We start from the raw sequence: 25715 nt of genomic DNA on the forward strand, positions 1-25715 counted from the left end.
GGCAACAACACCCCGGAGACGGCGCACGCCGGGAGCGGCGAACAAAAACGGCTGTGGAAAAGAAAAAAAACGGTGGGGCATGGAGGAAATGACAATGGAAGATAGTATCTTTGCCGCGATTTTGTCAGGCGGCCCCGTGGGGCCGCCTGACAAAGACCGGGAATGTAAAGTAAAGCGGCACATTTCCCGATGCGATGTCAACTATTCCAGTACCTCTATCCAGAGTGTGTAAAATAATGTAGTTTATTTAAACAAAAACTGTCAACCTATTTCAGGAAAAGACAAAAAGGCCGCATATTGCGGTGCAAAAGACGGCCTTTCACCACCCGAAAGACGCCCTTTTACAAGCCAAAATGCCGTCTTTCGCACAACAGCATGCCTTCAGCCAACAAACATATTAAATTAAGGTAAGACTACAATTTCGTAGCAGTTGTTACGATTGTAACACAAATGAAATATCCGTTCAAAGAAATTGTAATATGTATTTTCTACTTTTGCGGCGTGAAATCGCAAACATATCAATCATAAAGAAAACTAAAGGTTTATGACAGAGATTTATTTTTTAATAGTCGCATTCCTGCTTCTATTGGCAGTATTCGACTTGTTCGTAGGCGTAAGCAACGACGCCGTAAACTTTCTCAACTCGGCCATCGGCGCCAAGGTGGCCAAGTTCCGTACGGTGCTCTTTGTAGCGTCGGTCGGCATACTGATAGGAGCCGTAATGAGTGCCGGCATGATGGACGTGGCACGCCACGGCATTATGAGGCCCGACAATTACTCTTTTGAAGAGGTGATGACAATATTCCTCGCCGTGATGGTGACCGATGTCATTATTCTCGACACCTTCAACAGCCTCGGCTTACCTACCTCAACAACCGTTTCACTCGTGTTCGAGCTGCTCGGAGGTACATTCATCCTTGCCATGCTGAAGATGCATGCCGACCCGTCACTGACTATCTACGACCTGCTCAACAGCGACAAGGCCCTCAGTGTCATAATAGCCATCTTCGTCTCCGTTGCCATAGCTTTCTTCTTCGGAGTAATAGTCCAATGGATTTCACGAATTATCTTCACGTTCAACTATAAAAAACATCTCCGCTATACCATTGCAATATTCGGCGGTATAGCCTTTACGTCACTGGCATACTTCATATTCATCACGGGCATAGGCAAGTCGCCGTACATCAGCGAGGCTGCACGCCAGTGGATCGAGACGAACACCATGATGCTCATGACAGTCTTCTTCGTATGCTCAACGGTGCTGATGGAGATTCTGCACCTGCTGCGTATCAACGTATTCAAGCTCATCGTGCTGGCCGGAACGTTCGCGCTGGCAATGGCGTTCGCCGGCAATGACCTCGTAAACTTCATCGGCGTGCCACTTGCCGGACTTGACGCAATGCAAGACTTCCTTGCCAACGGCAACGGCAACTTCGACACTTTCATGATGACATCGCTCATGTCGTCGGCAAAGAGCCCGCTGCTCTACCTTGTACTGGCCGGAATTATAATGATTATCGCCATGACAACGTCGAAGAAAGCGCAGAATGTCGTCAAGACAAGCGTTGACCTAAGTCGCCAGGACGAAGGCGACGAGATGTTCGGCTCATCGCGCGCGGCACGCAGCATAGTGCGCGCCACTCAGGACATGAACGCCGCAGTGACCAAGATTCTGCCGCCGCGCATGCGCAAATGGATAGACAACCGCTTCAACAAAGAAGAGGCCATACTGGCTGACGGAGCTGCTTTCGACGAGGTGCGTGCAGCCGTCAACCTGGTACTTGCCGCAATGCTCATCATCTTCGGTACCAATTACAAGCTTCCGTTGTCAACAACTTACGTTACGTTCATGGTTGCCATGGGTAGCTCTCTTGCCGACAGGGCATGGAGCCGTGAGAGTGCCGTGTTCCGCGTAACAGGTGTTATCTCGGTTATCGGCGGATGGTTCGTAACTGCCGGAGTGGCATTCGCTGTCTGCGCGATAGTCTGCGCGATGATGCATTTCGGCGGAATAGCCGTCATGATAGCGTTCATGGTGCTTGACATCTACCTGCTCTGGAGCAGCAACCGCAAGTTTGCGAAGAAGCAAAAGGAGGAGAAGAAGGACGACGTATTCCAACTCATGATGCGCACAAGAGACAAGGAAATAGTATGGGACCTGCTCTCAAAGCACGTATCACGCACCCAAAGCTTCGTCACCCACTTTGCGCTTGAGCAGTTCAACCGCATTATCGACGGTATATACAACGAGAACAGGAAAGAGCTGCGCCATTGCAACAGCGCCTTGAAGGAAGAACAGTCGCAGTTAAAGAAGTTCAGGAGGAAAGAACTTCTTGCCATGCGGCGCATTCCGGCAGAGATTGCCATAGAGCGAAACACGTGGTTCCACCTCGGAGTTAACAGCGACCAGCAGTTCATATACTGCCTGAAACGTATGCTGGAACCGGTGAAGGAGCACGTGGACAACAACTTCAACCCGCTGCCGCAGGCGTACAAAGACGACTTTGAGAACACCCGCCGCAAGATAAACGAACTGATGAACCATACTGAGCAGATGATTTCGACCAACAGGTATGAGCTCTACCAGGAAACGCTCAACATCGCCGACGAGTGCAAAGACGAACTTTCGACAATGCGAAAGCGCGTAATCGACATCATGTACCAGGACAACAACGCCAACCTGAAAGTATCACTGCTCTACCTTAACATATTGCAGGAGAGCCAGGAATTCCTCAGCGTAATGCGCCACCAGCTGCGTGCCGCAAGAAAATTCCTGGACGACAGACAGTAAAGATACGGCTTGACAGAACATGAAAACAACGGGCAGACAAGGAGAACCGGCAATACACACGATATGAAGGGCTCCTTGTCTGCCCGTTTAGTACATAAAAACAAACAAATGATTACCACCATGAGAAAAACATTATTAACCACCGTAGCGTTCATCATGCTGACAGCGTGCAACACGGAGAGGAAAAACAACACGGCAACAGCCGGCAACAACGAGACTACAGCAGAGGCGACCGTAAATGAAAACAGCGCCGACAGGCAGTTTGAAAAGATTGAAGTTGACGGCAACTACGACATTTACTACACACAGGGTGACGCAAACAGTGTAAGATTTGAAGGTAACGACCCTAACGCAAAGACTGAATACAAGGGCAAAACGCTGCGCATATACCACGACGGTAAAGGCGGAGCATACCGTGACGACGACAGCGACAACGTAGACGTATATATAACCTCGCCAAGGCTTAGCGGCATCACGCTGAGAGGAGCCGGCGATTTCGGCTCTGACGGCAGTATCACTACCGACAGGATGGACATAGACATTGACGGTTCTGGCGACGTAAAAATACGCAGTCTGACATGCAACGTTCTCACCGCTGACGTCTCAGCCAGCGGCGACATCGATATAGACAACATCAACGCCAAGGAACTCAGCGCCATAACCACGGGCTCGGGCGACATCGACTTGCAAAACGCGAACATTGAAAAGGCACAATGCACGGTTAAAAGCTCGGGCGACATCGACATAGACGGGCATGTAGGGCAGTGTGACAGGCACGTTTCCGGTTCGGGTGTAGTGGACATCAATCCGTAATGCCACGGCCGAATAAAGGACTGCCGACGCCCAACGGTCGTACATACCGTAATAGTATAACGTCCGCCATACCGCAGATAGAATCACGACATGCGGCAGAACGCCGTATAAAAGGCCGCCTTTCATAAGACGAAAGGCCGTCAATCACGACGCAAAATGCCGTCTTTCGCAACGCGAAAGGCGGCATTTTACTATTCGCCTGATTATCAAGACTTTACGAAACCGCCAAAAATCATTCTTTGAAACGGCAACAGCCACTTCGCCGAAAATAACCGACACAATCCCCTTTTACCATTTATTTCACTATCCACATATTGCTTTTCTCGGTCTAAATCATTATCTTTGCACAAGCCTGCGGCCTAAAACAAGGCCAGAAACCAACGCACGCCGGCCGTACACGGCCACTTACACACGCGGCAGGTACGGGCACAAGGCCTGGCAACAGATGTTTTTAAGGTAAAATGGAGATTATTCAAAGCATTATAGACAACAACAACTTTCCGGTTCTAACGGCGTTCATGCTCGGACTGATAGTGGCGCTCCACCCCTGCCCTCTTGCCGCCAACATTGCCGCAATGGGATATATCGCAAGGGACACGGCCGACAGACGGCGTATATTCATGAGCGGACTTGCTTATACAGCAGGGCGCATATTAGCCTACTCGGCACTTGGAGCGGCATTGCTCGGCTTGTTCAGGAGCAGTGTCGACATGGAAGCCGTAGGCCGTTGGTTCGCCACGTGGGGCGAAAGGGTGCTCGGCCCCGTCCTGATAGCGGTAGGAGTGTATTTCGTGGCCGACCGCCTCATACATCGGCATGAGCACTGCCCCGACGTATCCACCCGCGCACGCCGGTTTCACGGAGTATGGGGAAGCTTTGCGTTAGGCGTGATTCTGGCGCTTTCATTCTGTCCGGAAAGCGCCATAGTGTATTTCGGCATGCTCATGCCTATGTCTGCAAAATCGGCTACAGGCTATCTCCTGCCGATAATTTTCGCCGTAGCGACATCCATTCCTGCCGTAATACTGGCGTGGAGTGTTGCCTATGGAATAAGCGGCACCACGGCAATGAAAGAAAAAATGCACGTAATACAAAAATGGATGAGCACTATAGTGGGGCTAATCTTCATTGCAGCCGGCGTGTTCTGTATATTTAATTAAGAATTAAGAGTTAAGAATTAAGAAAAATACCCTTGTCAAATAACCAACAAGACGTTATTTCTTAATTCTTAACTCTTAATTCTTAATTGCCAAATCGTATCTTTACATAGTCGAAACCCATTGCCCTGAACATCCTGTCAAACTGCCTCATGGCATTGTTCTCGGCACTTTCAACATTCTCCTTGGTAAGACAACGGCGCTTCATCTTCACCGCTGCACGGTGGTACATGTCCTCACGCGCCTTGTCGCTCCACGTGCCTGTCTCGAAAAACGACTGTGTCTTGGCCTCATCAATAAAGTCGTCGTCAAGCAGTTTCACCCTCGGCAATACCACTACAAGGGTGTCACCGTCAAGCTTTACCCAGTCGTCCTTGGCCTCACTTAAGTCTATGCCGAGCCTCAACGTGCCCGAATATATGCGTATCAGCTCATCGTCCTTGAATATTCCTTTCCTTACCGTGTCTATCATCTCTTCGTCCTCAATCGACAGAAACTCCCATTCGCCTATTTCCCTCATGGCCGCAACCTGCGTCGGCGTTATGTTAATCTTGTCGTTTACGACTGAAGTTATGCTGTTGTCACGGCAGGAACGCGCGAGATATGCCATCGACACAATGGCCAGCAACACAAGTGCCAGCACGGCATACAGCTTAAGGCGGCCAATGCCTGCCCACAGGTCGACGAGCCGGTTGCCACGTTTCTTATCCAGATTCTTGTTATCTTCCATTTTCGATAGTATTATTGTCAAGGAGCAACGGCAGGTCGTCAACAGTAAACTCCTTGCGGAATGTTATCGTTATGTTCTCCTCCTTGTATCCCAGACGTGTCAACATAGGCACAAGCGCATGCGTTGCGCCCTGCCGTGCCATCTCTATTATACCGAGTTTAGGTATGCTCTTTATTATGGCCTCACGCCCCTGCTTCTCGTATCCGGACATCTCGGCGTCGCTGAAGTTAGAGCGTATCAGGGGCACGTACTTCTTTATTTCACCGTGGTTGACACGGCTTGACGTCAGCTCAACCTTCGGGTCGGGCAGTATTATTTCCACTTTGTCTCCGCTTACAGCGACATTTCTCTCCGAGAAGTCACCAAAGTCGATGTACGCTTTCAGCTTGGCCTCTATCGGTATGGCTATCTTGCGCGACGACATAGGCACTGGGATATTGAACTTCTGCTGCATGAACGAGCCTTTAAGCTCCACCTTGTCGTCATGCGTCACTATCTTGTGCACCTGGTATTCGGCCGTATACAGCCTCGAGCACTTCCGTATCTGCATCACCATTACCGGTATCGTGTCCATCAGCTCTTCCTTTTCGGGAGCCTTGCCGCCACCCGTGCATGAGGCCAACGCAAGCACGAGAAGCACGATATATAATGTAAGTTTTCTCATAAGTTGTTACAAATTTAGTGAAAAATAGATGAAACTCAAAATAATAAGAAAGCGAAACTATGTTTTATTTTGCATTTTACATGATTTGTATTACTTTTGCACGTAAAATGAAAAAACGCGAAATGAAAATCAAATACACTTTATTGCTCATTGCGGCGGCGGCCTTCGCCTTCTCGGCATGTAGCGAAAAGAAGCCCTCAAAGGACATCATTGCGAAGAAAACGGTGAGGAAAGCGCCTGCCGCACCGGTGAAGATGCAGGACTATGACCACCGTGACGCAGTAGAATGGCAGGGCAAACAATACACGGTAAGCATATCGAGACGCGCGGACACGTCGTTGCCAATGATTACCGACGATACCGGCAACAAGTACTACGACAACAAGATAACCGTAAGGGTGACACGTCCCGACGGCACAGTGTTCTTCGACAAGACTTTCGGAAAGGCCGACTTCTCGTCTGTCATCAGCGAGAAATACATGAAAAAGAGCGCCCTGTTGGGTATCGTCGTTGACCATACCGACGACAGCAGCCTCGTACTCGCGGCCAGCGTAGGCGCACCCGACGTATTGAGCGACGACTATGTGCCGCTGCTGATAACGCTATCGTGCATGGGCGACATAAGCATCGAGAAAGACACAAGGGCCGAACTCGAGGTTGAAGAGTAAGACCTTGAACGTTAAAAAAGGGGCCATGAACCGGGGAAAAGGCCAGGACTAAATAACGTCCGGACGCCTTTTCCCCGGTTCATGGCCTCCATTTTTTATACCGTCTGCCGACAGTGACGTCTACATCAGCAACCGGCCGCTAATCAATACCATGACAAGCATTCCGTAAAAGGACGTCTTTCGCAAGCTAAAAGACCGCCTTTCATGCTCCAAAAGGCCACCTTTCACTAAGCGAAAGACGGCCTTTTGCAAAACAGGCGCAATCATTACACTGCACGACACGCATACATGCACCAAAACAATAGCCGCACGATACCGGCGCACAGTACGCTAACCATGCCCGAAGCAAGGCTTCAACAAATGCCTACGGACATCATAACTTTCTGTACTCCATCGGCGTCATGCCCGTAAGCCGCTTGAAGAACTTGCAAAAGAAACTGGTATTGGCAAAGTTAAGACTGTCGGATATTCCGGCTATCTGTCCGTCGCCATACTTCAACATAATCTTGGCGTTCGTCACGACAGCACGGTCTATCCATTCCTTAGCCGTAATTCCGCTTGCCGCCTTGACTGCCGTACCGAGATAGCGCGGCGTTATGCACATCTTGTCGGCATAGAAACTGATGTCATGCTCGCGCCGTCCAAAGGCGTTGACAAGCGTTATAAACCGCTCGAATATTTCCCTGCTGCGCGGCATTTGGCGTATCGACGTGCCCAAAGTAGTATCCTTCAGATAATTATAATAATGCACCACGGCGTGTATAATGCCGTTAAGAGTCTCGTCGGGGAAACGTTCCTGCCCAATCAACGTCCATGCCGCATCAAACAGCCGCCCAACAAAGTCAAACTCAGACGGCGACGGCGCAAGGGTAAAAAACGTGGCGTTGCCCACGCACCACGTAGGCATGCCATCCTTCAAGGCCCCTTTCATCCTTCCGTCGCTTATCATCATGCCGCACAAGTCGAAATCATCAGACACCTCCTCCATCTGTATTATACTGCCAGTACCTATAAAGGCAAGCATACCCTTGCGCATTTTATGCTCAATAAGATTTATCGTAAGGCGCGCCTCGCCATTCCTCAACATGCCTATCCTGCTATCCTCCATGATGTACGGCACGCCCGGACGCACCACCGAGGGGAACAACAGTTCGCCGCTTCTCAGCATAGCCATGTCATGGCCGATTACCCTCATGCGGCTATCAGCATGACTGGCGCCAGACAGCATGGTACTTACTTCATGGAAAGACAGGCGCTCAAGTGAATTATTTGACATATTCAGGTTTTTCATTTTTACCTTAACATAATAATATAAAACAAGCAATAAGCAGGCGTTAAGCCGTCAAGAACGTATCAACTGCTCTTTCTGTAACTCGCCACAGCCCACGCCCAGGCCACCGCGGCATACGCCACCATGGCGAGCAAAGGCGCCAACAAGTCTGCCAACGTACTGCCTTTAAGGTATAACGCACGCATTGACTCGATATAATAACGCAACGGATTGACATAAGTCAGCGCCCTCGCCCATTCCGGCATGCTCGATATCGGCGTGAGCAAACCGCTCATCAATATGAATATCACAAGGAAAAAGAACATCAGCAATGCCGCCTGCTGGATGGTGGACGAATAGTTCGAGACTATAAGACCAAGACTCGAAACCACTAAAAAATATATCAACGAGGCCACCACCAACAGCCACAGGCTGCCGGCCGGGGCAAGTCCGTAAATCAGGTAAGCCCACAAAACCGACCATAACAGAACGAAAAGACCTACGCACCAGTAAGGCACGAGTTTAGAAAAGATGAAGCCGAAACGTCCAACTGGCGTAACGTTGATTTGCTCGATGGTGCCCCGCTCCTTCTCACCCACGATATTAAGCGCCGGCAGAAAGCCTATAAGCAGCGTCAGCAACATGGCCATTATACCAGGAACCATGAATACCTTATAATCAAGAGCCTCATTATAAAGGTAACGCGGACGGACGTCAACGCCGGCAACCGACACGTCCGAGACGCCAAGTCCGCGCCCGGCACGTATCCTCGCAGAGCAATCCGCTATTATCTGCAACATATATGCCTGGCCAAGAGCTCCCTTAACGCCGTTAACGGCATTGGCCGACACACCGACGTCAGCATGCCCCGCAGCCACAAGATCACGCTCAAAACGAGGCCCTATCTCGAGAATGACGTCAGCGCTACCGGCCTCGACATACGCCATAGCCGACGCATAATCGGCCGTTACGGCAGTAAGGTTGAAATATTCAGAGGCCGCCACTTGCTCAACAAGCCGCCGCGACAACGTGCTGTGGTCATTATCAACGACGCAGAACGTCAGGTTCTTGACCTCTTGGTTGGCCGCGTAAGGCACTATTAGCAGCATAACGACGGGCAATATGACGAATATCTTTGGCAGGATAGCATTGCGCCTCATCTGCAAGAACTCCTTTTGGATAAGATAACGTATCATAACCTAACTCTTTACTTGACCGCGACAACAGTCACAGCCTTACCTTGAACTTCTTTAACGAAATGCCGAGCAGTACCGCTTCGGTAATCACCATAGCCCAAACATCCTGCATTACAAACCTTGCCTCGACGCCCTGAATCATCAGTTTACGGGCCGCATCTATATACCATCGTGCCGGAACAATGGTTGAAATGGCACGAAGCACGCCGGGCATGCTCTCCAACGGAAAGGCCAGTCCCGACAGATAAACCGTAGGGATGATAAGCAAGAGCGACAGTACCATGGCCGCAATCTGGGTTCTCACAAGCGTAGAGATAAGCAGTCCGAGCGTTAGCGCCACGAGAATGTACAGCAACGTGACGCCGAGAAGCACCGGCAGACTGCCCGCCATGGGAATACCAAGAAGGTAGCGGGCAAGCAGCAGGATGGTAACGATATTGAAGGCGGATATTACGAAATACGGAACCAGCTTGGCTATAACGATACATGCCGGCGACAACGGCGACGAAAGAAGCACCTCCATTGTGCCGTTCTCCTTCTCGCGGACAATTGCTATACTGCTCATCATCGCGCAAATCAGCATTAGAATCATACCGATTACCCCCGGAACGAAGTTGTATTCGCTCTTTTGTTGGGGATTATAAAGCATGCGTGGCACGGGATTAATGGCCGGCGCGGTGCCAAACGTTCCCCTTCCGGCCAGCTCACGGCCTACGTCTGAAAGCACACTGCCTACATATTGGGTGCGCATTACAGCCTGGTTAGGCTCGGTGCCGTCAACGAGAAGCTGCACCTGGGCCAGTCCGTCATGCTTTATGTCATTGGCAAAATTGCTGCCGAACACAACGGCAACATCCGCCTTGCCGCGCCTGAAGAGCGAATATACCTGGTCGATATCACCGACCGAAGCTACCAGCGTCATATAGCTGTTGGACGATATGCGGTCACATGCCAGTCGGGTAACTTCGTCGTGTGAACTGTCGAGCACCGCCACGCGCACGTTCTTCACCTCGGTAGTGACGGCATAACCGAACAGGACGATGAGAATGACAGGATAAACCAGCAATATCAGCATGCTGCGGCCGTCGCGGAAGATGTGCCTGAACTCCTTTCTGACGAACGGCAACAGCCCCACCCACCCCAGACGGAGAGTCTGGCGGCGGTTTTCATTATGCCCGGTGATTGTAACTTTATTCATGGTTATTCAAAGAACTAAACCTAACTGCCCACAACTTTATAGAACACGTCATACAGATTATCTGTCCCGTAACGGCTTTTCAGCCCGGCAGGGGTATCCAGAGCGGCTATACGGCCTTCCGTCATGATGGATATCCGGTCGCAATACTCGGCCTCGTCCATGTAATGCGTCGTTACGAAAACAGTTATTCCACTGTCGGCCGCCTCATAGATTTGCTCCCAAAAGCGCCTTCTCGTCACGGGGTCAACCCCGCCGGTAGGCTCATCGAGAAACACTATTCCTGGCTGGTGGAAGATGGCCAGGGCAAACGCCAGCTTCTGCTTCCACCCCAATGGCAGCGACCCTACGAACGAACGGCACTCGTCCTTAAGGCCAAGACTTGACAGCATGGCGTCCGTCTTGCCACTTATGGTACGCCTGTCCATGCCGTATATTCCGCCGAACAGGCGCATATTCTCGGCCACGGTCAGGTCGTCATAGAGCGAGAACTTCTGGCTCATATATCCGATGTGCCGCTTCACCTGCTCAGGATAACGGCCTACGTCATATCCTGCCACCATGGCCCGTCCTGAGGTAGGTCGGCTAAGACCGCACAACATGCGCATGGCCGTGGTCTTTCCGGCGCCGTTCGCACCGAGAAAACCGAATATCTCGCCGCGCTTTACGCCGAAACTGATTCTGTCAACGGCGGTAAAGTCGCCAAAACGTTTAGTCAGGTTGTCTGCCGTTATCACGTAGTCTGCATCCATATTCTCTTCCTATTATAAGCCAGAGGCAGGTAAAGCCTCACACTGTATCATTTCTCAAGGTTTGTAAAAGACGGCTTTTCACAGGCTCAAAGGCCGTCTTTGGCACCGCTAAAGGCGGCCTTTTACAAGCCCGAAGACGGTCTTTTCCAACACTGGCGGTAATACACAGTATATCAAGACATTACAATTTTATCAAAAATCAAAGCCATTCATTCCGCAACGTCATGCCGTTGCATGAGCGACATGAAGCAGTCTTCCACCGTAGGGGGTATACGCTCAATCACGGCATCACCCTGTCCGCACGCGGCAAGTTCACATTGAAGCTCTCCGATACCAGCCCTTTCGTCCAACGTCACATGGTAACAGTCGCCAAAAGCGAACGACGACGTTACGCTCGGACACGCCTTCAGGTCGGTCATCAGCCTGTGCATGGCCACGCTTCTGACGGAAAATAGTCGCGACGAGAACCTTGCCCTGATACCGTCGGGCGTATCTGTCTGCATTATCCTGCCACCTTGTACAAGCGAGATACGGTCGCACCAGGCGGCCTCGTCCATGTACGGAGTCGACACGAGCACGGTTATGCCGTAATCGCGGCGCAGCTTTTCGAGCATTGTCCAGAACTCTTTGCGCGACACGGGGTCAACCCCCGTAGTGGGTTCGTCGAGAAACAAAACCCTCGGCGCATGTATCAAAGCACAACAAAGGGCCAGCTTCTGCTTCATACCGCCTGACAATTTGCCTGCACGCCGTGTCCTGAAACGCTCCAAATGACTATATATCCCAGCCACCATAGCATAGTTGCTCTCCACGGACGAGCCGAAAATGGAGGCGAAGAAATTAAGGTTCTCCTCGACGGTAAGGTCTTGGTATAACGAAAACCGACCGGGCATGTAGCCTATCCGGCGCCTTACTTCACGGTAGTCGGCCACGACGTCAAGCCCGTCGACAGTAGCCGAACCAGCGTCGGCAAGCAAAAGGGTGGCCAATATACGGAACAGCGTCGTCTTGCCGGCACCGTCAGGACCGATTATACCGTATATCTCACCTTCATTCACACCGAAATCCACACCGTCAAGAGCCGTCACCCGCCCGTACTTCTTGCGCAGACCGTTAACCGTTATAATATCCATAACGTCAGAATTTTACATCTCCGTACATACCGATTTTTATCAGTCCGCCGTCGTTTTTTACCGATATCTTCACCGCGTAGACAAGATTGGCCCTCTCGTCGCGCGTCTGTATCGTCTTAGGGGTAAACTCCGCCTTGTCGGCTATCCACGTAATGACGCCAGGATACTCCTTGCGCCCGCTATCGCCAAGGTCGGCATACACCTTGACACGCTGCCCTATTTTCAACGAAGTCAGCTCCGGAGCGGCGACATACGCCCTGAGTTCCATGTCATTAACGTCGGCAACCTTGAACAGTGGCTTGCCGGTAGTGACGTATTCGCCTGCTTCGGCATATTTCTCGAGCACCGTTCCCGTTATTGGCGACTTAACATGACACTTCTCAAGCATATCGGCCACCTGCATACGCTGTATCTCGGTGGCATCCATCTGCCTGTTCAGGCTGTTCGTACTGTTGCCGAGCGTAGACAGCTGGGCGTCGAGCTGGCGACGCAACACACGAACGTTGTTCTCCGCGTCGTCAAGAGTCTTGCGGTTGGCCGCGTTATCCCTTACCAGCGCCTCATAACGCCTGCGCTCAGCCTCAGCCTTTTCAAGCTGCTGTCTCGTGGCGGCAAGCTGCTTTGAAATGTCCGGACGGCTGCTTGCGTAACTCTCTTTCGTGGCACCGAGCTGGCGCGCCCGCAGATAAAGCTGCACTGTATCAACAAGTCCAACCTGGCGGCCTGAGTCAAGGCGGTCGCCCTCGGTTATGTCAAAACGCAACAGTTTGCCCGGCTGTTCGGCCGAAACAATAACCTCGGTAGCCTCGAACATGCCGGTGGCGTCATACCCGTCATCGCCTGAAGAGCATGCCATAAACGCCCAAACGGTTAATAATAAAAATATGTTTCTCATCGTCTTAATTATTTTATCAGTATTGTTGATTTGAATTCCTATAATCCACCCCAAGGGATGGCAGTGCCGTCATTGCCCGTTGATGTTCCTCAACTTGTATATTTCCTGCAACAGCTGGATTTCATGAAGGCGCTTTGCCAACCGTGCATCGCTCACGGCGTTGATGTCACGCAACATCTCGTTGACAGTCTCCGTACCGTTCCTGACCTTCGTTTCGGACTTAGAACGTATGCGTTCGCGCAGCTTTATTATCTCGTCATCTTGTTCAAGCTGCTGCTTGAGGTTATCTATCGCACCGTTCTGGAACTCTGTCTGCAGACGTGTATTGAACAAGAAAGCGTCACGTTCTGAGTTGTTGGTCTGCCGCTCGGCCTCGATTAGGCGCTTGTCGTTACTCCTTGTGTACAGACTGCCGATGTTCCATGTCAGCGTAGCGCCTATTCGGTAGTACGCATCAAAGTCGTTGCTTAACATGTCAAGCCCCGGTTTGCCGTAGCCACCACGCAGATATACGCCCAGACGGGGACGCAAGTCAACGTCAAGCGCCCCAAGACGCGCATCGAGCAGACGGTCCTTGGCGGCATACAAGGCCAACTCCGGACGCTTGTTGTCCAAAGACGCTACAACTTCTGACGAAGGCCTGACAAGCGAATCCCCCTCGGCAAAAGTCCGTCCGGTAAACGTCTCGAGCATTTTCAGGTATGACCTGCGCGAACTGAGCAATCCCGTTTCAGCCTGCCGGGCCTTCACCTGCTCCACCATTACGGCATCAACGTCGGTCTGGTTGGCCACGCCGCCCTCCATCATAGCACTTACCGAGTTGTAGCTCAATGCCAGGTCATCCTGCAACAGGCGTACTTGCTCCAGTTGTTCGTCAAGCACCAAAATACCGAAAAACAATTGCTCCACACGCTCATACACATCATACATTGCCACGTTGACCCGCTCACGCTCCACGTCCCCCTGCGCATTGGCCATGCGTCGCGCCGAAGCCACGGCACCGCCGTCGTACACCTGCTGGCTTACGGTAACGTTGACGTCATACTGGTCTTTGTCCAAACCTGGTATGTCCACACCCGGAATATCCACCGGTATATGTGTGACATCGCTTTGATAACTTGCCGTTGCGGATAGCGACACCTGCGGCAACCACGCCTTTGAGGCGTTGTCGACGGTAAACCTGCGGCTTTGCTCTACCAGGTCAAACTGTTTTATAACCGGATAATTTGTCCTTGCCCAAGCCTTACAACTGTCAAGAGTAAGCTGGGCGTATGCCTCGCTTACCATTAGCAACGATAATAATGATATCAGGACGTGTTTCATGTCGGTGTTTTTAGTATTTGATTACGGATGCAAAAATACGAAATATCTACGAAATATACATTAACTTGCGTAACTGTAAAATGTTCTTTTTGTACACAAATATTCCGACAGTACGCTTTCATACCCGATTTTTGTATTCCAAGAGTCTTGATAAATCATTATAGACGACAAAATCCTTATAAACCACAAGATTAATGCTATCCGTCATGCTTTCCCTTAATTGCCTTTCATCTTCCACAATCGAAACATCATGCTGATAATCAACGACATAGTAAGTGAAAGATTCGCTTCAGCCATCTTTCACCACATAAACAACTAAAAACCAGGCTTTTACCTGAATTATGAAAGATGAAAGGTTGTTATTGAAAAACAATATTAATGATACATGTACTAAAATATAATGTAAAACACCGCCTTTGACAAGTCCAAAGACGGTGTTTTACAATGCGAAATGTCACCTTTTACAAGGCGATATGTATCGTGATATTTCCTGTTTTACCCTCAAATGACCAACTCTACCGGGCAATGGTCAGAACCGTATATCTCGTTATGAATGCTTGCCGACTTGATTTTGTCGGCCAAGCGGTTAGATACTACGAAATAATCGATACGCCACCCCGCGTTCTTCTCTCTCGCACGGAAGCGGTATGACCACCAGGAATAAGCGCCTTCGAGGTCAGGGTAAAGATAACGGAACGTGTCCGTAAAGCCTGATGACAGCAACGTGGTGAACTTCTGGCGCTCCTCGTCGGTAAATCCGGCATTGCGACGATTGGTCTTGGGATTCTTCAGGTCGATTTCCTCATGCGCTACATTCATGTCGCCACACACTATCACGGGCTTAACGGCGTCGAGCTTAAGAAGGTAATCACGGAAATCATCCTCCCACCTCATGCGGTATTCAAGTCTGCGCAACTCGTCCTGGGAGTTAGGAGTATAAACGGTTATGAGATAAAAGTCGGGCATTTCAAGCGTTATCACACGCCCCTCATGGTCGTGCTCGTCAATGCCGAGACCGTAAGTTACGTTCAAAGGCTCGTGTTTGGTAAATATAGCGGTGCCCGAATAGCCTTTTTTCTCGGCATAATTCCAATAAGACTGATAACCTTCAAACTGCAAATCGAGTTGCCCTTCCTGCATTTTTGTCTCCTGGAGGCAGAAAAAGTCGGCATCAAGTTGCCTGAAAGCGTCGCTGAATCCCTTACCCTCGCAAGCACGAAGGCCGTTTACATTCCATGAAATAAACTTCATAAACTTATCTGATTTAGGATTGACAATTCAAGAATTGACAATCATGATTACTGTTATAAATAAAAAAGGATAATTGAGAATTATGTTATCTTTGGATTAACTCGTTTTACAAAGCAACCGTAATTCTCAATTATCCTTTTTATTTTAAATTGAAATTATCAGAACTTTGCCATCTTTATGGCGTCGATAGCGCATTCATCGCCCTTATTACCGAGGCGTCCGCCACTACGGTCTTTGGCCTGCTGCAGGTCGTTGGTAGTAAGAAGCCCGTAGATTACCGGTATCTGGCTCTTTGCGTTGAGTCTTGCTATACCGTAGGTAACGCCCTGGCAAATGTAGTCAAAGTGGGGAGTCTCGCCACGTATGACACATCCCAATATGATGATGGCGTCATAACCGTCGTTAAGCGTCATCTGATGTGCGCCGTATATGAGCTCGAAACTTCCCGGAACAGTCTTTACGTGAATATTCTCGGGCAGAGCGCCATGCTTTTCAAGGGTCTTTACCGCACCGTCAAGCAATGCCCCGGTTATTTCTGGATTCCATTCGGCTACCACTATCCCGAAGCACATGTTACTTGCGTCGGGCACAGTGCTCAGGTCATAGTCCGACAAGTTATGCAATGAAGTGGCCATTATTTTACGCTAACTCGTTCGATATACTTGTCTATCTCGCCATAAACCGGAGAGTTGACATACTTTGCCTTGATATCCTGATAGATTTTCAGGGCCTCGTCTTTCTTGCCCTGGCTCTCAAGGATTTCACCTGCTTGGATAAGGAATGAAGGCGAAATGCTGTTGTTAGCGTTACCTTCAGCCTGCTTGTCAGCCATCGAAGCGGCCTTCTTAAGGCAGTCAACGGCCTTGTCAAGCTGCTTTACATGAGCATAAGCATTGCCCAAAGCGGCTACAGCGGCGGGACTTATCATCGCATCATCCGACGTTGAATAAGCATCAAGATACTTCACCGCATCATTCCACTTGTCAAGATTAGCATAGCAAAGACCGGCGTAAAGGTTGGCAAGGTTGCCCGCGTCAGTACTTCCATAGTCGGAAGCGATGGCCAAGAAGCCCTTGTATCCGGTGCTGTCGCCCTTTAACGCTATATCGTATTGCTGGCTTGCGAAGTATTCCTGGCCCTTAGCCAAAGCCGTACTTGCCTCCTGTTCCCTTGGGCCCGACACATAATTGTTGTAGCAAATGATGCTTGCCACAACGAGAATGATTACGATAATAGCGAGGGAGATGGCCTTTTTATGCTTCATGAAGACCGCCTCTTTCTGACTGAGGGCATTGTCCATTGTGCCCTTGTTTTCCTTAATGTTTGCCATTTATGTTTATGATTTTTAATTTACTTGTCCATAAAACGTGGCAAAATTACGGATTTTATCCTGAATATTGAAATTTATCGTTGACTTTTTTCGTTTTTCATTGGTAAATAGACTAACTTTGCACTAAAGTTGAATGGCAAGACTTATGTTTCTGAGCAGATTATCCATACTTAACTATAAGAATATAAGCGAGGCTGAACTTGCCTTTTCCCAAAAATTAAATTGCTTCATAGGACATAACGGCGTGGGCAAGACCAACCTTCTCGACGCCGTATATTACCTGTCGTTCTGCCGCAGTTCGTGCTCCGTCACTGATTCCGGAGCGATACGTCACGGGGCAGGCTTCTTCATGCTTGACGGCCGCTACGTAAACGATGCGGGCGATGAAGACAGGGTTACGTGCGGCATGAAGCACGGCACGAAAAAACACTTTAAACTAAACAAGAAAGAATACCGGCGGCTGTCGGCACACATCGGACTGATACCGCTGATTCTCGTATCTCCGTCGGACACTATTCTCATCGAGGGCGGCAGCGAAGAAAGGCGGCGACTGATGGACGTTGTCATTTCGCAATACGACGGTACATACATCGAGGCCCTCAACCGCTACAACAAGGCGCTGCAACAACGCAACTCAATGCTGAAAGCCGACAACGAGCCCGACGATACGCTCATCGGGCTGCTTGAAGAGCAAATGGCAGAACAAGGAGAAATCATCTACCACAAACGAGACTCTTTCATAAAAGAGCTTACGCCGCTATTTCAGGATTTTTACCGCAGCATTTCGCAGGAAAAAGAAAGCGTTACGCTGCGCTATGTGTCGCACTGCCAGCGTGGGCCGTTGCTTGACGTAATCCGTCGCGACCGCAACAAGGACCGCGCTGTAGGCTATTCGCTGCACGGGATACACCGCGACGACCTTGAGATGTTGATAGGCGACTATCCCATAAGGCGCGAAGGCAGTCAGGGACAAAACAAGACATACGTCATCTCGCTGAAACTTGCGCAGTTCGAGTTTCTCAAAAACATCAGGAACAATGTACGCCCGATACTCCTGCTTGACGACATCTTCGACAAGCTTGACGCATCGCGCGTTGAACAGATAGTGAGAATCGTAGGCGGCGACGGCTTCGGACAGATATTCCTGACCGACACTAACCGTGAACACCTTGACCGCATATTACGCGGTAGCGAATTGGACTACCGGCTGTTTTATGTCGAAAACGGGGTGATAGAGAATAAGGAGGACGACCATGTTCAGGCGTGAAGTCAAATCACTGGAGGACATAGTGGCGCAATGCCTAAGGCACGACGGCCTGGAGACACCCCTCAGGCAGAAACGCCTGCTCGACTCGTGGGGCAAAGTGGCCGGCAAAGCCATCGAGAAATACACAGGCGAGAAGTTTATCCGCAACCAGGTACTCTTCGTGAAAATACTCAACCCCGCCCTGAGGGCCGATCTCTCGATGATGCGCGAACGCCTCGTGAAAAACCTGAATGCCGAGGTCGGCGCCATCATCATCAATGACATAAAACTATTTTAATCCTTTCTTTTGTCCGAGCTCTCCCTTATCTTGACAATCATCGGTACCACCTCTTTATATATCTTCTTGTCGCCGTTGATATTCTTCAGCAGCAACTCGCACACCCGCTCGCCGGTAAGATGTGCCTGGTCCATGATGACCGACAGCTTCGGGGTGACGAAGAACGAAGTCTCCCCTTCCGAGAAACCTATTATAGCGACGTCGTCCGGGATACGAAGCCCAAGGGCCTTGATTGCGTCGAATGAAGCCATCGTTATTATATCGTTGAACGCAAGGATGGCGTCGGGGCGGTCGTCACGCCTCAACAAGTCCATGGCAGCCTCGCGCGCATACTCATAGTCAATGCTGCCGTTTATGATGATAGAGCGGTCAATCGGCAGGCGACGCTCCCGCAAGGCCTCAAGGTATCCGTGCTTACGCCTCTTCATCATGTCGAGATGTTGCGGCCCGCCGATGAACGCTATGCGCCTGCTACCCGTATCTATCAAGTGCAGTGTAGCCTCCTTGGCCGCCTCGTCACCGTTCGACACCACTGACGAGAACATCTCCGGCAGGCACGTACGGGCGAAAAACACGAGCGGTATGCCCATGTCGTTTATCTCGATGAAGTGCGAGTAGTCCACCGTATCCTGCGCAAGGCACGCTATAATGCCCACCACGTACATACCCGCAAAGTTGTCGATTGCCTTTTCCTCACGCAAATGGTCCTCATGACTGTTGGCCGTGATGACCGCGTAGCCGGCCTTCGTTGCATAATCCTCAATGCCGTCAAGCACAGCGGCATAATAATGCGTGACAAGATTTGGCACTACCACGCCTATCACCTTGGGCGCATTGCGCTTAAGGCTTTGGGCGAAAGGATTGGGCCTGTAGTTCAGCTTCTTGGCCAGAGCCTTCACCTTATCCTTCATTTCGTCGCCTACCTCATGGCTGTCCCTTATCGCGCGTGAAACGGTCGCGATACTGACGCCAAGCTGCTCGGCTATCTCCTTTAACGACGTTCTGCGTTGTCCCATTTACATGCCATTTTATACATTGATATATGCAAAGATAGTGAAAGGCGAGCGCAATGGCAAGGAAAAAACAAAGTTTTTGACATTCCATTGCCGAGCCGCATCCTATATTCGTGAGAACAAAGATAACAAAAAAGCGGCAACACGCAAACGTTTGCGTATAAAAAATAGACGAACGCCCGCTATGAGCCATGCCCCGCCGTGAGCCAACGTACAGTCACATGGACAGAAGCTCGTCGCCCTCGAGGTCGCACGAGGTGAATCCATACTCACGGGCCTTGGCCTTGTCGAACGCGAAATAAACGACCCTGCCCTCGATGCATACCTCGCCGTTGGCGTTTTCTATCACCACGTCTATGGTAACGAGGTTGCGCCTTATCTCGGCAACATGCCCCCGCACGGTAACCTGCGCCTCGGTGGTCATCACCGGCCGTTTGTATTTCACATCAAGCCTGGTGGTAACGCCGGTGGTCTGCAATTTCCTAAACACCACCCATCCGGCCGTCTCGTCGACAAGTGTGGCCAATATGCCGCCATGCATGGTGTCCACCCAGCCTTGGTAAAGCCCTTTGGGCTTCCAGAAGCTAACCACGTCGTCGCCGTCTTCGTAAAATTCCATTTGCACTCCGATAGGATTGTCCTTGCTACAGCCGAAACAGCCGTAGCCCTCTTTCTCCGTCCATGGATTCTTAATCTTTCTCATACGTTTATATTTATATATTGTGGCAAGGGCTGACGGCTATCCGCATGCCGACGTCCGTCCTGCCGCACAAGCGCCGGCTACCATCCCCCGCCCACAGGTTATTCATACACGTTGGCCAAGCGTCTGTCCTTCAAGCCCGCATTTCCTGTACTGCATAGGCGTCATGCCCGTCTGCCTCTTGAAGAACTTGGTGAACACCGCCTGGTCGTTGAAGGCTGTGCGCCGCACAACGTCCTTCAAAGGCATGTCGACATTGGCGAGTAAGGCCTTTATCTCCCCCGTCACGGCCATGTTTATGGTGTCGGAGGCAGTTCTGCCGCTCACCTCGCCCACAATCCTGTTGAGGTATTGCGGCGTTATGCACATTTCCGAAGCGTAAAACCCTACATTGTGCTGCAGTCGGGCGTTAAGCTTGAGAAGCGACATGAACCTGACGAACAGCCTGTTCTTACGGCTTGAAGCCGTGCCACACGCTCCTTGGCCGACACGCCGAAACAGACAGTTGGATATTTCGTAAAACAATACAGCCGTTTTCGTGGCCACGAGTTCGTCATTATGCACGTTGGCACAGTCGTAGATACTTCGTTCCAGACTGGCGAAAGCCTCAGCCACTATGGCGGCGGTCCTGCCGTCAAACAGCGACACGGGGCAGCGTAACACATACTCGAAGCATTCCGGCAAGAACGGCATTCGGCTCTTGAACACATGCGACAGGAATTTTTCCGTGGTTACGAGCATATATCCGTCAACATCGGGCGAAGCTTCGGTTATCACCGTGCAGTCATGGCAGCCCGCCGTGTCGACGTAGCAGTTAGCCGTCAGGGTGACGTCACGGTTATCCATACGCACGGTCATCCATCCGCGCGTAAGCAGCATTACGAAGTGCAGGTCAACAGTATGTATTCCCGCCCTGTCAATGCTTCCGTCCCTCGGCCGCCACAGCGCGGCGCCCAGCGTGCTTACACAGTCGGCATGGTATGTCTGTAAAAAACCGTTCAGTGTCATGCCACAAAGATACGTATTATTTCAAAACAGACAATATTCGTCGCGTTAAAAACAACAAAGCCACGTTTTGTTTATAAAACGACAACATTCGTTACACATCCGACATCGACAAAATGCCGCCCGAGGCATACCTTTGCGGCTGATTTAAACATTTTATCACGTTAAAAAGAAAGGTATGAAACATTTAAAATGCAACATTGCCGCCTTGGCATGCGCCTTTGTGGCGTTACTGTCACAGTCGTGCAAGGAGAAGGCGGCCACCGGCGCCGCCGGCAACTACAAGACGATAACGGCAAGCCCGTCGGCATGCGTGTTGGAGAAAGAGTACACCGCCATCCTGCGCGGCGTACAGAGCGTAGAGGTGAGGCCACAGGTAAGCGGCACGATAACGAAGATATGCGTAAGCGAGGGCGCGCATGTCAAGCGTGGACAGACCATGTTCATAATCGACCAGGAGCCCTACCGCGCCTCGCTGCGCGCCGCCGAGGCCGACGTAAGCAGTGCCCGGGCAGCGGTAGCCAGCGCACAGCTGGAGCTTGAGGACAAGAGGCAGCTGCGCCGGAGCGGCGTAGTGGCCGACTATGACGTGAGCCAGGCGCAATGCACACTTGACGAACAGTTGGCAGCCCTGCGCAATGCCGAGGCCAAACTGGCCGCAGCCCGCACTGACCTATCATACACGGAGGTGAAGAGTCCGGCAGACGGGGTGATCGGAATGATAAACTATCGCCTGGGCGCCCTCGTAAGTTCGAGCATTGACGAGCCGCTGACCACGGTGGCCGACGTATCGTCAGTGCACGCTTATTTCTCAGTTACGGAGAGCGAGGCGCAGCGCCTCGTGGCCGACCATGGCTCTCTCGACAAGGCCATCGCCACGCTGCCGTGCGTCAAGCTGCGCCTGGGCAGCGGCGAGGAACTGTCAGCCGAAGGCACTGTCGATGCCGTAAGCGGCAACGTTGACGAGGCTACAGGCTCGGTAGCCATGCGCGCCACGTTCGCCAATCCGTCGCGGATATTATTCAGCGGAGGCAGCGCGACCATTGTTATACCTTATAAATATACAAACAGGATTATCATTCCGCAGGAAGCCACGTACGAGATACAGGACAAGAAGTTCGTCTACCGCGTGGTAGACGGCAAGACAAAATCTAAAGAAATCACTGTCGAGCCTCTCAGCGACGGCAAGCGCTACGTAGTGACCGACGGCCTGAAAAAGGGCGACGTCATCGTAGCCGAGGGCGCGGGCCTGCTCAGCGACGGAATGGAAATCAAAGTAAAAAAGTAAAGAACGGCGCCGTTTTAGTCTGCATTCATAACTCATTGACAATCAATACATTACCGACAACGTTACAAAACATGGCCTTTTACCTTGCAAAAGACGGCCTTTCGCAACATAAAAGACCGTCTTTTACAGACCAAAAGGGGTTCATCCGCAGTTCTGTTGGATAAAGATAAGCTGCTGATATTCAAGTATTTGTATTATCTTGTATGTTCATAAGTCCCTGATAATCAGTACCTGTATGTTGATTAAATTGAAATTTAGGGCTATAAAACTATCCGGCTTATCCATACTTCAAATTATATAACAAAACTATTGATTTTTAATCTTTTAAAAGAAAAACTCGATGTGCTCAATTTTATGTTGCTGAAAGGCCATCCAACAAAACTGCGGAAGAACCGCAAAAGGCGGCTTATTGGAATGGCTTTTATTTTCCGTCAGAACGTAAACCTCATCATGAGGCGCACCCCGTTTTTCTTTGCGGTAGGCAGACCGTTGTAGTTCAGGCGGTGTACGAACTGCACGTGGAATATCTTGAAGATGTTGTGTATTCCGGCTATCAGCTCTATGTAGGGCCTATGGGGGTCCATTACGTACGAGCCTTCGGGAAACTGCATCAGCAGCGGGTCGCCCGCGTTGGCGGCCAAGGTGGGATTGTTCTTGTCGGTAAGCGTGCCCCACAGCACTTTCACTCCAAGCCACTCTCGCCATTTCAGCTTCTTTATCAGCGGTATGCGGTTGAATATCTTTCCGTTAAGGTCCCACGACACGTCGAGAGAGGCGTATCTGTCGTTGAGGAACTCCATGTTGTTTATCATGTTGAACGTCTCGTCCTCGACGATGTACGACAGGTTGGCGGCCGGCATTATGAGCAGGGGGAAGGGCACCTTGTTCCACTGTATGCCGCCCTTGAGGGTTACGTCGAGCTTGCCCCAGCTATTTAGCCAAAAGCGTTTATAGACGCTGGCCTCGGTAAAGTTGTAGTTATAGTCGCCACCAAGCACTCCTTTCACGCCGACCGTATGCGAGAGGGTGAACACGGGCGGGTCATAATTAATCTTCAGCCGCCGCTGCTTCGTGTTTACGTACGTCTCTCCCGGGGCGTAGCGCAGCTCTATCGATGCCTCGGTTGTGCGTATCTTGCCGTGCTCAATGGCGGGGGGTTCGGCGTCGTATAGCGACAAGGGCGTAAAGTACAGCTTTCCGCAGGCCTCGTTCTCCTCGGTCTTCAGCCTGACCGTGGTCTTGAATCCCCAGTCCTGTTCGTACTCGAAGGCCAGTTCCTGGCGGTTGTAGAACATCATCTTGTCTACGTCCGTCCATTTGAACGAGGTGAACACGTTGTCCTTGTCGGTGGGCATAAACTTGTCTGACGGCGAGCATACGTCGTACGTCGACGTGAAGGTAAGCGTTCGCTTGGGGAATTCCCACGGCATGTATTCTTTCTTGTTGAACGAGTAGGTCACCTGTCCCTTATAGTAGTTCTTCCTGCTGTCCCAACCGCGGGCGTAATATCCGGAGACAAAGAGGTGCGGATTCAGGTTGGCCGTGGTCTGGGCGCTCAGCCTCGTACGCATGCCGTCGATGAAGTTCGTGCTTACCATCGTGTTGATGGGGCCTATGTCAACAAGGCTCGGATGTGTTTTGCCGCCCGTCTCGACGTAGTTCTCTATGAGGACTTTCATGCCGAACAATAGGTACTTGAAGCCCTTTGTCTTTGTAAGGTTGTCGATGAACGTACCCATTCCACGCTCGCTACCGGTCAGTTCCACGGTGCGGTTGTCCGCCCAGAAATCGTCACCCCGCATTCTTGAACTTGGGTCGTACTTGACTTTCGCCTTGCCCTTGAAGGCCTTGTCGGGTATAGGGTCGAACGCGTAGTCGGTCATTCTGGTCGTCCGTATCAGCACGGCCTTGGTAAGGAAGTCGACCACAGACATCTCGACATACATATCGTCGGTGGTCAACACCCACTCTCCGTTGGGCAGCTTGGTGAACTCCTGGGTTACGCTGAGGTTGTCGGTAAAGTTTACGTCGCTTTTCCGTGGGAGCGACAACCGGCATTTCTTGACGTGCAGCGTAGAGTCGGTCAGCACCCACAGTTCGCCCCTGAAGCCGAAGTCTTGCTGGTTGTTAGGCGTAAACTCCAGGTGATAGCACTCGTCGCGGTCTACGTACACGGTGTCGACTATATAAAAGCGGTAGAAGGCTATGGCGTCTTTGCCTATAGGGCTTGTGAACGGATATTGCAGCAGGCGTATCTGGTCGTCGTACAGGTCGACGTCGGTGAAGACGTCCTTCAGCACCGTGTTGAGCATCTCTCCGGTCTGTATCAAGTCGTTGACACCGGTGGCCCTCTGTCCGAGCACTATGGTCTTCTCCTTCTTCGGGTCTTTTCTGTATATATGCTGGGTTACGGTCTCGTCAACGGACAGCGGCAGGATGAGCTTGTTGTTGTACGGGCAGAACTCAATCTGGTTGACAAGCCACTGGCGGTTCTTGCCCTTTTCCTTCTCCACTTCGGCGGGCGTGATGTCGTTGACGGCAAGGGTAAGCTTCTGGTATTTATCGTAACGGTAATAGTCATGGTTCTCAAGGTCGTTACGCTTCTTGGCCGCTATGACACGCTTCATCAACTCAACGGCAGGGTTGTTCTTGCGGCTGTACTTACCCTTCTTGCCCCTTACCGTAACCTCTTTCAGCCTCTTGGTGTCGGGCTTCAGCGTGATACGCATCCGGGCGGGAGTGTTCGGGCCTATGAGTATCTGCAGCGTCTTGTAACCTACGGCGCTTACCGTAAGGTATTCGTCGTTGAGGCGTGGCATGGAGAAACTGCCGTCGCTGCCGCCGGACACGACCACCTTGCCCTTCTTGTACTGCAAGCCGGGATGCGGGATGGAGTCTCCTGTCTCTTCATCGACTACCACCCCCCGTATCGTCTGCGCGTCGATTGCCAATGAGAATATCAATAGCAACAATACAAATGCCTTTCTCATTTCCCTA

Annotated in this window: 22 protein-coding genes and 1 pseudogene; 7 read left to right on the forward strand and 16 right to left on the reverse strand. The window is 51.0% G+C overall.

Annotation, left to right across the window (positions count from 1 at the left end; translation table 11 throughout):
* Positions 1–544 precede the first annotated feature (544 nt).
* The 3 genes from H6A34_RS04750 to H6A34_RS04760 all read left to right on the forward strand — a co-directional run bounded on the left by H6A34_RS04750 (position 545) and on the right by H6A34_RS04760 (position 4764).
* Positions 545–2791: an inorganic phosphate transporter gene (locus H6A34_RS04750; RefSeq protein ID WP_205103813.1), complete on the forward strand. Its 2247-nt coding sequence runs from the start codon at positions 545–547 to the stop codon at positions 2789–2791.
* A 120-nt stretch (positions 2792–2911) separates the two neighbouring features.
* Positions 2912–3604, forward strand: coding sequence for a GIN domain-containing protein (locus H6A34_RS04755; RefSeq protein ID WP_205103814.1), 693 nt, complete (start codon positions 2912–2914; stop codon positions 3602–3604).
* 461 nt (positions 3605–4065) lie between these two features.
* Positions 4066–4764, forward strand: a complete 699-nt coding sequence (locus tag H6A34_RS04760; RefSeq protein WP_205103815.1) for an aromatic aminobenezylarsenical efflux permease ArsG family transporter — start codon at positions 4066–4068, stop codon at positions 4762–4764.
* Between the two features lie 82 nt (positions 4765–4846).
* On the opposite strand, the gene H6A34_RS04765 is transcribed toward H6A34_RS04760, so the two are convergent.
* Both H6A34_RS04765 and H6A34_RS04770 read right to left on the reverse strand, forming a co-directional pair.
* Positions 4847–5491: a DUF4230 domain-containing protein gene (locus H6A34_RS04765; RefSeq protein WP_205103816.1), complete on the reverse strand. Its 645-nt coding sequence runs from the start codon at positions 5489–5491 to the stop codon at positions 4847–4849.
* Complete coding sequence (locus tag H6A34_RS04770; RefSeq protein WP_205103817.1) at positions 5481–6155, reverse strand: DUF4230 domain-containing protein; 675 nt, start codon at positions 6153–6155, stop codon at positions 5481–5483. The genes H6A34_RS04765 and H6A34_RS04770 overlap by 11 nt, the downstream gene beginning before the upstream one ends.
* 107 nt (positions 6156–6262) lie before the next feature.
* On the opposite strand from H6A34_RS04770, the gene H6A34_RS04775 reads away from it, so the two are divergent.
* Positions 6263–6823 (forward strand): DUF4738 domain-containing protein, encoded by a 561-nt coding sequence (locus H6A34_RS04775; RefSeq protein WP_239480762.1) that lies wholly within the window; start codon positions 6263–6265, stop codon positions 6821–6823.
* A gap of 373 nt (positions 6824–7196) precedes the next feature.
* On the opposite strand, the gene H6A34_RS04780 is transcribed toward H6A34_RS04775, so the two are convergent.
* The 10 genes and pseudogenes from H6A34_RS04780 to H6A34_RS04825 form a co-directional block, all read right to left on the reverse strand.
* Positions 7197–8099, reverse strand: coding sequence for a helix-turn-helix domain-containing protein (locus H6A34_RS04780; protein ID WP_205103818.1), 903 nt, complete (start codon positions 8097–8099; stop codon positions 7197–7199).
* Positions 8100–8176: 77 nt separating this feature from the next.
* The gene (locus H6A34_RS04785) at positions 8177–9289 is read right to left on the reverse strand and encodes an ABC transporter permease (protein WP_205103819.1); all 1113 of its coding nucleotides are present in this window, start codon (positions 9287–9289) and stop codon (positions 8177–8179) included.
* Positions 9290–9320: 31 nt separating this feature from the next.
* Positions 9321–10487: an ABC transporter permease gene (locus tag H6A34_RS04790; protein WP_205103820.1), complete on the reverse strand. Its 1167-nt coding sequence runs from the start codon at positions 10485–10487 to the stop codon at positions 9321–9323.
* 20 nt (positions 10488–10507) lie between these two features.
* Positions 10508–11221: pseudogene (locus H6A34_RS04795) on the reverse strand (ABC transporter ATP-binding protein); the annotation flags it as partial.
* Positions 11222–11445: 224 nt separating this feature from the next.
* Complete coding sequence (locus H6A34_RS04800) at positions 11446–12369, reverse strand: ABC transporter ATP-binding protein (protein WP_205103822.1); 924 nt, start codon at positions 12367–12369, stop codon at positions 11446–11448.
* A 4-nt stretch (positions 12370–12373) separates the two neighbouring features.
* Positions 12374–13264 carry an HlyD family secretion protein gene (locus H6A34_RS04805; protein WP_021947985.1) on the reverse strand — a complete coding sequence of 297 codons (891 nt, stop codon included), beginning with the start codon at positions 13262–13264 and terminating at the stop codon, positions 12374–12376.
* Between the two features lie 69 nt (positions 13265–13333).
* Complete coding sequence (locus H6A34_RS04810; RefSeq protein WP_205103824.1) at positions 13334–14587, reverse strand: TolC family protein; 1254 nt, start codon at positions 14585–14587, stop codon at positions 13334–13336.
* 501 nt (positions 14588–15088) lie between these two features.
* On the reverse strand, positions 15089–15838 hold the full coding sequence (locus H6A34_RS04815) for an exodeoxyribonuclease III (RefSeq protein ID WP_021947987.1): 750 nt from the start codon (positions 15836–15838) through the stop codon (positions 15089–15091).
* A 158-nt stretch (positions 15839–15996) separates the two neighbouring features.
* Positions 15997–16473: a 6,7-dimethyl-8-ribityllumazine synthase gene (gene ribH / locus H6A34_RS04820; RefSeq protein ID WP_021947988.1), complete on the reverse strand. Its 477-nt coding sequence runs from the start codon at positions 16471–16473 to the stop codon at positions 15997–15999.
* Positions 16473–17168 (reverse strand): tetratricopeptide repeat protein, encoded by a 696-nt coding sequence (locus H6A34_RS04825; RefSeq protein WP_205103826.1) that lies wholly within the window; start codon positions 17166–17168, stop codon positions 16473–16475. The genes ribH and H6A34_RS04825 overlap by 1 nt, the downstream gene beginning before the upstream one ends.
* 145 nt (positions 17169–17313) lie before the next feature.
* On the opposite strand from H6A34_RS04825, the gene recF reads away from it, so the two are divergent.
* Positions 17314–18435, forward strand: coding sequence for a DNA replication/repair protein RecF (recF, locus tag H6A34_RS04830; RefSeq protein WP_205103853.1), 1122 nt, complete (start codon positions 17314–17316; stop codon positions 18433–18435).
* Positions 18422–18712, forward strand: coding sequence for a DciA family protein (locus H6A34_RS04835; protein WP_205103828.1), 291 nt, complete (start codon positions 18422–18424; stop codon positions 18710–18712). Before recF ends, H6A34_RS04835 begins: the two co-directional genes overlap by 14 nt.
* Here the strand turns inward: H6A34_RS04835 and H6A34_RS04840 are convergent.
* From H6A34_RS04840 to H6A34_RS04850, 3 genes are all read right to left on the reverse strand, one after another.
* On the reverse strand, positions 18709–19728 hold the full coding sequence (locus H6A34_RS04840; RefSeq protein ID WP_205103830.1) for a LacI family DNA-binding transcriptional regulator: 1020 nt from the start codon (positions 19726–19728) through the stop codon (positions 18709–18711). The two genes, H6A34_RS04835 and H6A34_RS04840, sit on opposite strands and share 4 nt — an antisense overlap.
* A gap of 214 nt (positions 19729–19942) precedes the next feature.
* Positions 19943–20428 (reverse strand): PaaI family thioesterase, encoded by a 486-nt coding sequence (locus H6A34_RS04845; protein ID WP_205103832.1) that lies wholly within the window; start codon positions 20426–20428, stop codon positions 19943–19945.
* A 102-nt stretch (positions 20429–20530) separates the two neighbouring features.
* Positions 20531–21433, reverse strand: coding sequence for a helix-turn-helix domain-containing protein (locus tag H6A34_RS04850; RefSeq protein ID WP_205103834.1), 903 nt, complete (start codon positions 21431–21433; stop codon positions 20531–20533).
* 175 nt (positions 21434–21608) lie between these two features.
* Between H6A34_RS04850 and H6A34_RS04855 the strand changes: the two genes are divergently transcribed.
* On the forward strand, positions 21609–22718 hold the full coding sequence (locus H6A34_RS04855) for an efflux RND transporter periplasmic adaptor subunit (protein ID WP_205103836.1): 1110 nt from the start codon (positions 21609–21611) through the stop codon (positions 22716–22718).
* A gap of 431 nt (positions 22719–23149) precedes the next feature.
* Here H6A34_RS04855 and H6A34_RS04860 read toward each other — a convergent pair whose 3' ends face one another.
* Positions 23150–25708 (reverse strand): DUF5686 family protein, encoded by a 2559-nt coding sequence (locus H6A34_RS04860; RefSeq protein WP_205103838.1) that lies wholly within the window; start codon positions 25706–25708, stop codon positions 23150–23152.
* Positions 25709–25715 lie beyond the last annotated feature (7 nt).

The sequence above is a fragment of the Marseilla massiliensis genome, from assembly GCF_016899855.1.
Taxonomy (GTDB): domain Bacteria; phylum Bacteroidota; class Bacteroidia; order Bacteroidales; family Bacteroidaceae; genus Prevotella.